General features: G+C 34.0%; 6 protein-coding genes. 5 read left to right on the top strand and 1 reads right to left on the bottom strand.

Features of this window, described 5'->3' with window-relative positions; translation table 11 throughout:
• Positions 1-114: 114 nt before the first annotated feature.
• Positions 115-1,374, bottom strand: coding sequence for a LuxR C-terminal-related transcriptional regulator (locus tag CF599_RS06740; protein WP_121965276.1), 1,260 nt, complete (start codon positions 1,372-1,374; stop codon positions 115-117).
• Positions 1,375-3,235: 1,861 nt separating this feature from the next.
• Here CF599_RS06740 and CF599_RS06730 point away from each other — a divergent pair.
• The 5 genes from CF599_RS06730 (at position 3,236) to CF599_RS06705 (ending at position 14,687) form a co-directional block, all read left to right on the top strand.
• The gene (locus CF599_RS06730) at positions 3,236-9,025 is read left to right on the top strand and encodes a DUF11 domain-containing protein (protein WP_121965274.1); all 5,790 of its coding nucleotides are present in this window, start codon (positions 3,236-3,238) and stop codon (positions 9,023-9,025) included.
• Between the two features lie 32 nt (positions 9,026-9,057).
• Positions 9,058-11,577, top strand: a complete 2,520-nt coding sequence (locus tag CF599_RS06725) for a hypothetical protein (protein WP_121965273.1) — start codon at positions 9,058-9,060, stop codon at positions 11,575-11,577.
• Between the two features lie 266 nt (positions 11,578-11,843).
• Positions 11,844-12,473, top strand: a complete 630-nt coding sequence (locus CF599_RS06715) for a hypothetical protein (protein WP_121965272.1) — start codon at positions 11,844-11,846, stop codon at positions 12,471-12,473.
• Between the two features lie 23 nt (positions 12,474-12,496).
• Positions 12,497-13,744 (top strand): gliding motility-associated C-terminal domain-containing protein, encoded by a 1,248-nt coding sequence (locus CF599_RS06710; protein ID WP_121965271.1) that lies wholly within the window; start codon positions 12,497-12,499, stop codon positions 13,742-13,744.
• Between the two features lie 10 nt (positions 13,745-13,754).
• Positions 13,755-14,687 (top strand): type IX secretion system membrane protein PorP/SprF, encoded by a 933-nt coding sequence (locus CF599_RS06705; RefSeq protein ID WP_121965270.1) that lies wholly within the window; start codon positions 13,755-13,757, stop codon positions 14,685-14,687.
• Positions 14,688-14,695: the final 8 nt, after the last annotated feature.

The raw sequence follows: 14,695 nt of genomic DNA, 5'->3' as shown, positions 1-14,695 counted from the left end.
CCATTAGAGAGTTAAGTTTCTAAAATATACGAATTTCATAGCGCTATATAAAGTCTAAAAAAACAGACCTGCTTTACTTAAGCAGGTCTATTTTTTTGTTATATACAAGTTTGTTTACCAATCTTTAAGAGCGAACACCTGAGAGCGAGAGCTTACATTTAGTTTTAGATAGATATTACTAATGTGATACTTCGTAGTACTTATAGTAATACTCAGTTTATGAGCTATCTCTTTATTTGTAAGACCATCCCAAATAAGATAGAGTACATCTACTTCACGTTCAGTTAGTTTATAGTTGTTCTTTAGATAATAGGATAGGTCGCCTTGATGATCTTTTAATGTCGAAGCATCATTTATTTTGCTGCTTTGAGCATTTTTTTCATTCAATAATAACTTGTGATAGTTCTTTAGCATCAGTACGTATTGAAACATAAATACACGGTTGCGTACATTGTGTTTTTGTGTTTTACGCACTAATACATAGTTGTTTATAATACTGAAAATGATAATTGCTATAACACATAGTTTTAGAGAGTTCATTGTTTGGTTGTATTCTACTAGAGATTGTGTAACCTCCATATTCGTAAAACAGATACCATATAATAAACATAGCGACAGTAATAGAATTACGTATAAGTAATAACGACTTCTTCGTTTAAGTATACGACTAATATACTGTGTAGCAATAAATAATGCAATAACTGTAATATCTAGAAGCAACAAATGCCCTTCTCCATATATATAGCTAGAGAAGTAGAGTACTAAAGCTATAATAGAGGTGATAGAGTATATATTCAATTCATTTTTATACATAAATCTCTTAGCGCTAAATGGGTAGTACGTAGAGATAAGCATACCTGTGAAGATTAGAGAACCGGCTACGATGGTGGCTCTAAAGAAACTTTCTATAGCCGTTAAGTCTGTGTGGAATAGGTTAAGTACGTCACTATAAATAAAGCAAGAAAAGATCAATACTTGTATTGATAGGTAGCTGATCCATTTCTTTTCTTTAAAAATCTGATAAATTATTAAGCTCGCTATAAATCCTAAGAATGCCATACCATAGAATATCCCTGATATGAAGTAGTTTAGTGAGATGTCTAAGTGATTCGCAAGATTATGATGTAGTGATATACGCGATAGATGTGCTACTGGATAAGTAGATTCTACTTGAGTGATATCAATATTGTTAATTATTGTATTGTGTAATATTTGTGGTGTGAGATCACATAATATAGTAGCAGTATGAACTAAAGAAAAATTAGTTACTATAGTTCCTAATTTGATTAAGCTAGCAATAGAAAAATAGCTTAGTATCATCATAATAGGCACTGTGCTTATAATGATATATTGTTGTTTTTTTTTCGAATCCATTGTATGTTTTTTAACCATAAATAATCTGTACTAAAGCTTCTGTGTAGGGGATGAATAATGTCTTAGCCCAAAACATTATATCAATACATAGCGATAGTATTAATATGCATCTTCTATTTCTGTAGAAGACAACGTGATAAAGAATGTATAATCTTATGTGTGAGTTTAGGTGATTATACCACTATTTATTCTTTTCTATATGTGTAAAAAATAAAAACACTACTGTTTAAAAGATAGATTTAGTTCTAAATCTACTTTTCTAAGAATGTTAAATGTTTTAGAAGATAAGCTTCTAGAAGGAATGGTTAAGTATTCCATTTTATACAGCGTGGGGACGAATAATTTGTTTCTAACTTTTTGGTAGTTAGGTGTGTGTGGATTTTGTGGCATTTTTCTTGTCGTTTTGTTTTGTATATACAAGATATACGTTAAAGCTGTGAATTGTACTATTACAAAGTATAGTTCTTTGTTAAATATTATAACAGTTTTATCTATTAGACCTGTACTTTGGTAGTGCATATTGTGATTAAATAGAAGGAGTTATAACGTAGTGACATTAATTAACAGTTGTATTTATTCTCTATTTAGTTAAGCTACCTTTTATATTGTGATTTTAATAGAGAGTTGGGTAGGTGTTTATTAAAGTTTTAAAATAGGTGGTAGACTTTTTGCTTGTAGTGCAAAAGTATTATTTGTAGGTCTGTGAGCGAAGTTAAGTGACTTTTATGATGTTACTTGATTGTAAGTATTATTTATATAGTAGCAGATATTATAGGTGGTCTAGAGTATGATAATCTTTGTTCTTTAGTGTTTAAACTTCACTGTTAATCTTTCCTTATCCTATACTATCCTTCTTATGTAGTGATTAGAATTTCTTCTTTTTTGTAATCACATTTGTTGCATTTCACCATTTGTAGTATTGTTTAATTACTCTTTTTTCACTCTTCCCGTATGGCTTATAAGAGATAGGGTACTAGTCCTTTTTTAGCAATTTAAGTATTTGATATATAGCTTATTTGTTTTTTGAAACCTCCTTTAGGATAGTGTGATAATGTTTCATTTTAAGAATGTTAACAAGGGTACTAGGTATCAATTTATGATTTAAACCATTCTTAAGTATAGGCTTTTCGATTTTTGGACGAAGTACTTTTGTCTTAGAATTTGTGAAGAACTATAGGTTCAATCTATTTGATGTAATGTGAACGACTTTGATTCTTGTGGGGACAATTATAGAAGAGTTTAGCTTTCTTAGACGTATGTAGATATGTGATGAGGGAGCATTTTATTAAAGAATAGATTACCCCATAGTTAAGTTTCCCAAATTCCCTTACTAACGAATTAATTTGAGTCTGATGCTATATTTCACCGATGTAGTTCATGTCTAGAAGTTTATTAACGAAGCTGTATTTAGCCCAATATAGCCTTCGTGTTTTTAATTAATAATAGCTAGTTGTGATAATGTGGGTCATATTATGACCTATGAGTCTCAAAGAGTAAATCTTAATCAATTATGAAAAAAGTAAGTATGGGAATCAGAAAGAAATAAGAATAAAAGGTTTTAGAAACTAGGTTTTTAAAACTTCGCCATAAGATGGCTTTAGGATATTAAATTAAAGAGTTTAAGACCTTTTATTCGGTAGCATTGCTTCATTAAGTCAATCTTCGTTTAAATGTGTTAACACTAGATAAAACTAGTGTATTATAGTGCATACAGCAACACTCACACTCGCTGTTATCACTATATCTTCTCTCAAAGATAGTATCTCAATCTCATCTTAGTAATTAATGTGACTAGTGCTCTAAACTCACAATCAGAGTAATAGCACAGAGACAATTTAAAAACACAATTAACAAACAACAAATGAAACAAAAAACTACTTTTTCTCTATGGAAGAGGTTACTGCTTTTGCTCGTCCTGTTAGTGCCACTAGTGCAGACTGTGGGGCAGACTAAAAATAGAATATTTGCCAACGAAGCTAAAGGGATAAAACAAGTATCATCTGAAAAAAATGCAGTTGATGGAGATTTAAATACTTCTGCTGATTTAAGTGCTTATGCAGGTTTGGCAGTTGGATTATTAGGTTCTAACAGTGAATTAGATTTAATATTCAATAAAAGTGTACCTAAAAACAATACTATTTTTACAAAAGTAGGTATTGAAGATAAGGGATTATTAAATGCTTTATTGGGTGGAAGTATTGGTAACTTGGTTACAGGATTAGTGGATGGTTTACTTTTAGGCAATCACTACTTCGAAGTATCAGCATATGATTCTAATGGAAGTGAAATTTTAAAAGAAAGTTCTCAAGATGGTTTTAAAAATGCAACTGCAAAACTAATAGAGGATATTAATGGGCATTTCTTATTAGCTATTACTTCAGATAAGGAAATTAATAAATTGAAATTTTCTAATTATAGTAAAGCGGTATTAGGACTTTTATCGGGAACTAAACACTTTTATGTTTATGATTCTTTTTACAATAGTAGTGTTAGTCATTGTGGAAAACCACTAGGGACTTCTTTTGATGGAGGAGGAATTGATTTAAAAGTTTTGAATTTAAAGAATCAAAATTTAAGTCATGCTATAGATAATGATCTTACAACTTATTCACTTGTATCACCAGGAGCATTATTAGGTGTCAATGTAGGTGGTTCAATGTCTCAAATATTCTACTTTCCTACTACATCTAATGAACAATCTAGTGTAAATATAAAACTAGCTGTTGGTAGTACTGGAGTACTAGATTTAAACCTTTTAGGAGGTGTCGAAGTACTTGCTTATAATGGTAAAAGTACTGTGCCTGTATATCAGAAGTCATTATCAGGAGGATTAATAGCTGACCTAAACCTTTTAAACTTGATTAAGGAAGGAAAGACTGTTGATTTAATAGTAGCTCCACAAAAATCGTTTGATCGTTTAGAAGTGCGTTTAAAAGCACCTGTAGGAGTTGATTTATTAGGGAGTTCTGTACGCATATATGACGTAGAACGCTATGATGGTGTTACTTGTAAGAACCCATTAATTAAAATTCCTAACGCAACAGATCAACCATTCGAAGTAGCATCTTGCTCTACATCATTAGGAGTGTTTGACAATGTAGACTTTCCTTACAATGCAATAGATGGTAATAATGAAACTTATGCTACGCTAATTGCAAATAATGGAAGTTTATTAGTGTCTGCTCCTCAAAAGGGGCGTATAGAGATGAGATATAATGCTCCATTAGCAGCGAATAAAACATCTTATATCCGTATTGATGCAGATAAAGGGATGCTTAATGCTCTTTTAGGAGGTACATTAGGTAAGTTAGTAGCTGATCTAGGAGGGCTAGTCTTAGGTAACCATATATTTACAGTAGAAGCATATAATACCGCTGGAACATCAGTATTAAAGCGTTCAAGTTCAAATGGATTTGATGGAGACGCTATTGGTGCTGTAAAATTAGTACAAGATAATATTGGAAGATATTACTTAGCAGTTACTCCCAATCAAGCATATCAAAGTATTGTTGTGTCTAATAGTGTTGGTAGTTTATTGCCAACAGGAGAAATACGTACATTGAATGTATATAATATGTGTACAGAGATAGGAACAGACTTATGCTTTCCTGCTCAATTCACATCGTATGACCAAAAAGGCTTAAGCTTAGGTGTTGCTGACTTAGCTAAAGCAGGAGTTAATAATCCATACTTTGCTATTGATACTAATACATCTAATTACTCAGAGATTAGCAATGGTCTATTAGCAGTAAGTGGATTAGTAAAACAAACCATTTATTTTAATCAACCTTCAAAAGTAGGTGACGAGTTAAAAGTGAGATTACAGTTAGACCCTAAATCACTTCTTTCAGTTGATTTATTAGGAGGGTATAAAGTAGTTACTTATTTAGGAGGTAAACAACAAGAGTCATTCACATTACAACAAGGGTTAATTAATAGTCTAAATCTATTAGACTTATTTAAATCGGGTGGAGTACAGACATTGACTTTTGATACTAAACAAGTATTTGATAGAGTAGATATTCAGGTGTCAACAGTGTTGACTGCTTCAGTTACACCAGCTATTCGTTTATATGATGTAAAGCGTGTAAGTTCTACTTGTCCTGAAAAGGCAACGTTACCACCATTCATAAAACCAGTATGTGCTGCTAAAGTACTAAGTGCGTCTAATGCAGATGATATAGATAATATATTCAGTGAGAACTTTGATGATTATGCAACACTTAATTCAGGTGCTGGACTTTTATTGGGATTAGGTGATCAACATACAGGGCATATCGAATTAGGATATGAAAAAACCATTAAGGCAGGTACTACTTCTTATATCCGTTTTGATTATGACAAAGCTATTTTAGACAAATTAGTAAGTGGAAGTCTTGGTAATTTAGTGTCAGGATTGGTAGATGGATTGCTATTAGGGAATCATTACTTTACAGTTGATGTAAAAGATGCTGCAGGTGTGTCTGTCTTACAAGGAAGTAGTAAAGGGAAAGATGTTTCTTTTAAAAATCAAGGTGATATTCGTATTGTAAGTGATAAGGATGGAAGAACATACCTTGCTATCACTCCTTCAGTAGATTATAAATCAGTGCGTATCACTGATAAGACGAACGCATTGTTAGGTTTATTAGCGAAGCCTAATACGATGAATATATATAGTATGTGTTATGAGAGTGATACTAACTCTTGTGTGCCATCATTTGCAACCTCTTTTGAATATACTGGTTTATCATTAGATGTTACAGGTTTATCAGGAGCAGGAGTTACTTATCCAGAACGTGCTATAGATGATAATACTACACATTATTCAGAGATATCTTTAGGGACAGTAAATATTGCTGGATCTGTAAGACAATATATCTATTTCAATTCTGTAGCTAAAGCGGGTGAAGAGACATTAATCAAGTTTAGAACACAAGGTGGTCAGGTTAATCTTGACTTAATTGGTGCTTTAGAGATTAAGGCTTATAAAGGGGATAAAGAAGTAGATGCTGTATCAAGCACGAATGGATTAATCAATGGAATCAATGTCTTAGACCTATTGACTAATAATAAAATGGTAGAGTTACCATTTAAACCAAGAGCGGACTATGATCGTATTTCTATAGGAATGAAATCATTATTGGGTGTAAATGTTGGAGCAAGTTTACATTTATATGATGTAGTTCGTACGTGTAAAATAGTGAACCCAAATCAAGCATTAGTAGCTTGGAAATCATACAAAGTAAATAACGATGCAACAATCAAAACTGTAAAAGGTGGTGAAGTTGTAGAATACACTATTCACGTACGCAATGAAAGTACTACACCTATTGCTGATTTTATTGTGAAAGATAAAATGCCTAAAGGTGTGAAGTTAAAATCACAAGTAGGCGGAGTTGTAAATACTGATGAAGTTGCCTTTATTCATAAAGGAGCTTTAGCACCTGGCGCTATTACTACATTCACATTTACTGTAGATGTAGCAACTGATTTAACAGGACTTGTTGAAATCAAGAATATCGCTTATGTAGGTGAAGCAGGACAAGAAGCTGGAAAGGAAGTATTCTATCCATCTTATCCACCTGTAGACAATACTAATCCTGTACAACCTGATGGAACTAAAGCACCAGGTACAGTGATAAAAGTAGAGAGTGATACGATGTTAGATAAACCAACTATTGTTTCTGTGGATGTTAATGGAGTTGATAGTTCTAATAATGAAATCTGTATTGGCTCTTCGATTACTTTAAAAGTGAAGGAAGAAGGAGATACTTACCAATGGTATTTTGATGGAGGAGCTATTAGCAATACTGCCGTAGGTAGTGATGATAATACCAATCCAAACTATGGTAAGCAACGTACTTTAATTACTGATACACCTGGTAAATACACAGTAGTTATTACTAAAGGTAGTAAAGTATCTAAAGTTTCAGATGTATTTGAAGTTGTTCAAAAAGAAGCAGCAACTCTTACTATTGAGGGAAGCCAACGTATAAGTGTCAAATTAGATAGTAGCACAGGTAAAGCAGTTATAGCATTGCCAAATGTTCATACTAATGGAACTACACCAGTATGGTTTAATTATGACAATAAGCAAGTTATAGGTAATCAAGTAGAGTTTAATGCTCCTGGTAATTACACATTAACAGTATATAGTGAATTAGATGGTTGTGAAAGCTATGAAAGCTTAATAGTGACTGTATTTGATGATTCATTGTGTCCTCCTACGATAGAGAGAGTATACGCAAGAGGAGGGAAGCTTCCAGACGGTACAGATATGAGTACTAAATGGTACACAACACTTGCTGGTTTTGTTGCAAATAAAGAAAATGCAGTAAATGGTAATCCTACTACACACTCTACTATATCTACTACCATAGCGCTATTAGGTTTAGGAACAACGTGGCAGAACATTTATTTTGATCATCCTGTTAAAGCGGGTACACCAGTGACTATTAAGTTAGGTAAGGAGTACAGCGGATTAGTTGTAGCAGGTGGTTTATCTGTGGTAGGCTTAGATAAAAAAGGAAACAGAATAGGTACTATTAAAGCTGTATCTGGTGGATTATTAGATCTATTGACGGCTGATAATGTATTAGAGTACACATTCGTTCCATCTAATAAAAAGGGACCACAAGAATTCTACGGAGTACAAGTTTCATTAGGAGCATTAGTAGGTGTAGCTCAGTTAGCTAAAGTATATGGTGTTTACTATGATAAATCGGTATCTCAGTTTCCAGAAGGATATTGTAAACCTGTTTCAGATAATGTACATCCTTCAGTATTAGATGTTTTACACGGAGTACAAGATTTAGGTTTAGGAGTAGCGAGTGCTACAGCATCTGTAGTAAATCCTTGGAATGCAGTGGATGATAATCCTGAGACTTATGCTGTGATCAGTAGAGTAGTTTCTGTAGCGAATCAAGCGCATATGAGTGTAGTCTTTAAGCAACAAGCAATGCCAGGAGATGAGCTTAGTATTATTATTGGTACACCTAGTAATCCAGTTCTTGGGCTAGAATTAATCAAAGCATTTAAGATTCAACGCTACTTAGGAGATAAGAAAGTTGGACCAGAGATAGATGGTACGAACGGAGTTAAGGTTATTGACTTAAAACTTTTAGGATTAGGATATAAAAGAAAGTATAAGATGATTATTAAAGAGGTAGATGAATCTTTTGATAGAGTTAAGATCACTTATGCCGATGTATTAGGAGTTATAGGAGAGTTTACTAGAATCTATGAGGTAAGTGTGGCTCCTAAAGTAAACTTAGGTAACGGTTTTGATATTAATGAAGATATAAAAGCTATCTGTGTACAAGGAAACTTAGTAATAACTGCTGAAGACAGCTGTACAGATTATCAAATGTTTACTAAAGAAAGGGATGTGAATCCTGATAATCTAGAAAAACCTATTATTGGAAAACTAGAGACTATTATAGATAAGAATGGTTTGCCTATTAATCAATATACTTTCAAATTACCAAAACAATTAGAAGAAGTTGAAGAAGGTAATGACGATGGTACCCCATCAGGAATTAAGTATAAAGTGATTTACATTCAAACATTCAGAAACGGCTGTCCAGTAGGAAGACGTATACCAGTGAAATTAGATGCTAAAAACTGTTCAGTTAAATCTAACCTTAACATCACACACAAAATCAAATAACAAAACAACAATATTTTTATATATAACAAGACATGAAAAAAATCACATTAATAGCGGCATTATTAGGAACAACATATTTCGCAAACGCACAGGTAGGGATCGGTACAGCTGATCCTGCTACTGCTGCAGAATTAGACATCGTAGCTAAGGCTGGCGATAAAGGTATCTTAATCCCTCGTGTTACATTAACAGCAGAGAATGTATTCGCACCTATTAAAGGAGCTCAAATAGAAAGTTTATTAGTATATAATAACACAGCTTCAGCGACTATGCCTAAAGGTTTTTACTACTGGGTTGATGCTAAGTGGAATAGAATCATTGGTAAAGCAGAACTAGATAAAGTAGTAGAAAACTTAGGAGACAATATTACGAATATCACAAATGATGTTCAAGGACTTAAGAATATCGTAAACTTTATCTTACCTACTAATCCTGGTAATGAAGATCCTACTAAACCAGGACACACTACTATCGTGTATGACCATACTACTGGTGATATGTATGAAGTAGTATATGATGCTACAACTAAAAAATACATCACTAAGAAGATCGACTTACTTAAGATGATCCAAGGGAAAGAAACAAATACTTTCTTTAAGAATATCAAAGATGTAAGTGGTAAAACAACAGGGTATGTGTACTTCAACGAGAAAACTATTGTACAGTGGTTAGAGGCTGATGTTAAAAACACTGTAGATAATATTCCTAACGATGTTAAGGGAGCTATTGAGATTGACGTTAAAGGTACAGTAGTAAATAACTTCAAAGAAATCTTAGAAGCGCCAACTACTATCACTGTAACAACAAAAGAAGGAGATAAAACTTTCACAACAGTTGAGGAGTATTTACAGTATATCTCTCAATCTGCTGAGGGTAACGTGATCTATAAAAACATCAGTACTGACCCAGCTAAAGAAGAGTGGGTATTCCAGTATTATGATAAAACGACAGAAAAATATAAGACAATCAGTCTACGTGATTTAGTAGCTGGTACAGAGACTAAGACTTTCGTAAGAGAAATTGAAGTAAATGGTAAAGTAACTGGATTTGTTTACTTCTCAGAACAGACTATCATTGATTGGCTAGCTTTAGATAAAGCAAATACAGTTGACAATATTCCTAACACTGCTAAAGGTGCTATCACTGTAGATGTAAAAGGAACTATCGTTAAGAATATCCAGGAGATCTTAAAATCTACGACAGAGGTTAAAGAAGGTGGAAAGACTTTCACTACTGTAGAACAATACTTACAGTACATCTCTCAGTCTGCTGAAGGTAACGTAATCTATAAAAACATCAGTACTGATCCTGCTAAAGAAGAGTGGGTATTCCAGTATTATGATAAAACGACAGGAGAATATAAGACTATCATTTTACGTGATTTAGTAGCTGGTGCAGAGTCTAAAACTACGATAGTTACTTATAACAACAAACAATACTATTTATCAGAAGCGTATATCATAGCGGGTGGAGAACTTGATTCTTCTAAATGGACAGCAGTGCCATCAGGAGCTATTCACGTAGATGTAGTAGGTGGAGTGATTAATAATATCGAAGAAATACTTACTACTAAAGGGAATATCACTATTAAAGTAGGTGGTAAGAATATGAGTTTTACTTCTGTAGAAGAGTATTTACAGTACATCACGCAGTTCTCTGAAGGTAACGTAATCTATAAAAACATCAGTACTGATCCAGCTAAACCGAACTGGGTATTACAGTATTGGGATAATGCTAAAGGAGAATATGTTACGATTAACTTAACTGACTTAGTTGCTTCTGTAGAAACTAAAACTAATATCCTTAGAACAGAAATTAAAGCAGATGGTAAACTAGAAACGTATGCAGAAGCAAAGGCTCCAGTAGAAACAGCTGTTAAGAAAGGAGAGATCTTCTATAAATATAATAACGAAGATAAGAAAGAACAATTCATCAATATGACTGCTGATATCATCTCTTCTATTACCAATAATGAGGATGTGAAGAATGCACTGACTAATATCCTAAACCAAGGTGGTAACGTGTACTTCGGTGATGTTAACGGGAAAGAAGTGTTCTATACAATGCAGATTGTAAATGGTAAAGAAGAGAAGACTCCTATCGAATTACCAGCTTCTTTCATCTTAGATATTATCAACAAATATAAGGATATAGTTAAGAATGCTTTAGGTGATCATATCGATAACACGACAACGATCGTAAACACTGGTAATACTTATAATGGTAAGATGGTATTCTTAGCGAAAGGTAAGACTACTGTAGGTAAAATAGAAGGAGGAGAACAGTACCCTTCTCCATTAACTACTGGAGTTGAGATTGACTTAACTAAGATAGCAGGTTTAACTACTATTGAAGATGTATTAACTGTATCTATTCTTAAGAATGGTAAAGTAGTAGCGTCTACTGTAGCAGACCTAGTATCAGCAGGTAATAAACTTGCGTTCGCTATCGGTACAGGGGCATTCTATACAGCATTACCTTATGGAGATTACGAAGTAGTAGTAGAGTTCACAGGTAATTTAGCTCCTATGACTCCTATCACTAAGCCATAATTTAAACCCAGAATAGCGATAGACATATAAACGAAAAGTTGTTATACAAAACAGGTCTGAATTAGAGATAAAAGCATACTGTAGTATGGTTTTGAAACTAATGAAAGAACTATGAAGTAGAATTGCTTTGTAGTATTTGGCTAGTGCTGATTATGGGTTAAAACAACAACAACAAACAACAATTATAATTCTTTTCTAAAAGGGAGGAGCCACAGCCAAACTCACATTATCGGCTCTTCCCTTTTTATTAAATCAAAACTCACATTATGAAAAAAATATATTTAAGCTTAGCCTTTTCTTTCCTTGTATCAGCGGGGTTCGCACAGACTAAAATAGGTGTAGCAGGTAAGAGTACTGCGGATGTAAATGCTAATGCAGTATTAGAATTAGACGCTACTGACAGAGGACTTTTATTACCTCGTGTTGCCTTAACTAAAACAACAGATGCTACTCCACTAAAAGCTCACGTAGCAGGTATGACGGTTTATAATACCATAGCACAGAATGATGTAGTACCAGGTTTTTACTATAACGATGGAACTAAATGGCAACAGATGGTGACGTATGATAATAAAGCCGTGAAGTTCTTCTATATGCCGACTATCACTTTTGATACGAGTGTATTAACAGCAGCAGGTAAGACAGAAACTAAAAATCTATATGCAGAGTATGCTAAACAGTTCTCTATGCAGAGTGGAAATGCAGTAGCGAGTACTAATGCTCCTGATACTATCCCTCATTATCCTGCAGCTACTGATCTATATTATTATGTAACTGACTTTGATCCTACAGTATTTAAGAATATTGTGATTAATGAGAAGGGTGTAATGACTTACGAAATCATAGGTACAGGTACACCTACATCTATTATGAATATTGTATTCGTGGTAAAATAATTAACTAGTAAACGTGATTCACTATGGTAATTAAAAGAACACTCCTAGTAGTTGGTAGTTTATGCTCTGTGGCAACTATGGCACAGACTGTAAACAAGGGAGGGCTATATATCAGCCCTGAAGGGGTAATGTCTACACATTATGCCTTAGAGAATAAAGAAGCAGCTGACTTTAAGAATAACGGTACACTATACGTATATAACGATGTAGTTAATAACGGTGCTTTCTTTGATTATAAAGGAAAAGTAGCGCAAGGTACTACAATATTTAAAAGTGATACACCTCAGACTATCTCAGGTAATACGATCAGCAAGTTTAATAATGTAGTGTTGAATAACAGTACAGAGAACATCGCTTTTAATGTTCTAAACGATGTCGTAATACAAGGGAAAGTGGACTTCCAAGACGGTATTGCTAATATCGATCAAACCAAAGGTTCGTTTACATTCTTAAAAGATGCCAAAGCAGTCAATGCTAGTGATAATAGCCATATCGAAGGTACTGTTGATAAGGAAGGTAATAACGAATTTGTGTTTCCGATCGGAGATAAGAAGTATTATAGAAACGCTACTATCACAGCTCCTAAAGAAGAGAAGGATGTCTTTATCGGGAAGTATAACTTAGATGATACGAACTTCTTCAACTCTCATAAGCACAAGTCAGGTGTAGTAGAGTTAGTAAACGATAGAGAATATTGGTTAGTAGACCGTAGTTCTAACGCGAAGAGTGATGTTATATTGACGCTAGGTTGGCACAAGGGTACTACTCCTAAAGATCTATTAAAGACAGCAGATAAGAACTTGCGCATTCTGCGTTGGGATGCTAAGGACCAGCTTTGGGTTGATGAAGGAGGTATCGTAGATATGGATAATAAAACTGTAACTACACCCACTTCCGTACGTGGATATGGATTCTTTACTTTGGGTACGGTAAATACGGATCTAATATTAGAGGGAGATGTAGTGATTTATAACCTAGTATCGCCTAACGGGGATGGAGAGAATGACTTCTTCTTGATTGATAATATTAATCGCTTCCCGAGTAATAGAGTTGAGATTTATAACCGTTGGGGAGTGAAGGTATATGAGACCAAGAGTTATGACAGTAATAATAACGTGTTTAGAGGATACTCAGAAGGACGTGTTACAGTTAACTCAGGAGAGAAGTTGCCTACAGGTACTTACTATTACGTGATTAGTTACGATTATAATAAGGGTACTGAGTCACGCACGATCAAGAAATCAGGGTATCTACATTTAGAAAACAACTAAGCTTTTAGGAATGACAATTAACAAAACAATAAAAAATATAAGTGTATGTATGTTGACTCTTTTAGGAGCGCAACAAATACAAGCACAACAAGATCCTCAGTTCACACAGTATATGTATAATGCCTCTAATATTAACCCTGCTTATGCAGGGTCTAGAGGTAACCTAAGTATCTTCGGTAATTACCGTACACAGTGGGTAGGACTAGATGGAGCGCCTAAGACTGCTAATTTATCTGTTAATACGCCATTAGGAGATTCTAAATTAGGACTTGGGGTTAACTATATGAATGATAGAGTAGGGGCTATGGATGAGAATAATATCTCTGTAGATTTATCTTATACTATCGACCTAAATCATGAGTATAAATTAGCTTTTGGTTTGAAGGCTACAGCTAACTTATTAAACGTTGATTACACTCGTCTAAACAGTTATAGTAGTAAAGATCCGGTAGCAGCTACGAATATCGAGAACCAATTCTCACCTAATGTAGGAGCAGGTCTTTATATGTATTCTGAGAAGTCTTACTTAGGACTTTCTATTCCTAACTTCTTGACAACAGATCGCTATGATGATAATGAGGTGACGACTATGCGTCAGCAGGCTCACGTTTACTTAATGGGGGGATATGTATTCGAACTTAATCCTAGCTTGAAGTTTAAACCGGCTTTCTTAGCGAAGGCTGTTTCAGGGACGCCATTACAGTTAGATTTGACTGCTAATTTCTTGATTGTAGACAAGTTTACAGTAGGAGCAGCATATCGTTGGGATGCTTCAGTTAGTGCATTAGCAGGATTCCAAATAAATGACAATTTGTTTATCGGATATTCGTATGATGCGGATACGACTAAGTTAGCGAACTATAATTCGGGTTCTCACGAGATATTTATGCGTTTTGATTTGTTCAATAATCGCACACGTATGAATACACCAAGATTCTTTTAACGAAAACT

This window comes from Myroides sp. N17-2 (genome assembly GCF_002286775.1).
GTDB lineage: Bacteria > Bacteroidota > Bacteroidia > Flavobacteriales > Flavobacteriaceae > Flavobacterium.
Note: the sequence above shows the minus strand (reverse complement) of the source record. Positions and strands in the feature narration are given on the sequence as shown.

Coding starts and splice junctions, on each gene's coding strand:
- CF599_RS06740 (WP_121965276.1), bottom strand. CDS start 1,374: ATGGATTCGAAAAAAAAACAACAATATATCATTATAAGCACAGTGCCT.
- CF599_RS06730 (WP_121965274.1), top strand. CDS start 3,236: ATGAAACAAAAAACTACTTTTTCTCTATGGAAGAGGTTACTGCTTTTG.
- CF599_RS06725 (WP_121965273.1), top strand. CDS start 9,058: ATGAAAAAAATCACATTAATAGCGGCATTATTAGGAACAACATATTTC.
- CF599_RS06715 (WP_121965272.1), top strand. CDS start 11,844: ATGAAAAAAATATATTTAAGCTTAGCCTTTTCTTTCCTTGTATCAGCG.
- CF599_RS06710 (WP_121965271.1), top strand. CDS start 12,497: ATGGTAATTAAAAGAACACTCCTAGTAGTTGGTAGTTTATGCTCTGTG.
- CF599_RS06705 (WP_121965270.1), top strand. CDS start 13,755: ATGACAATTAACAAAACAATAAAAAATATAAGTGTATGTATGTTGACT.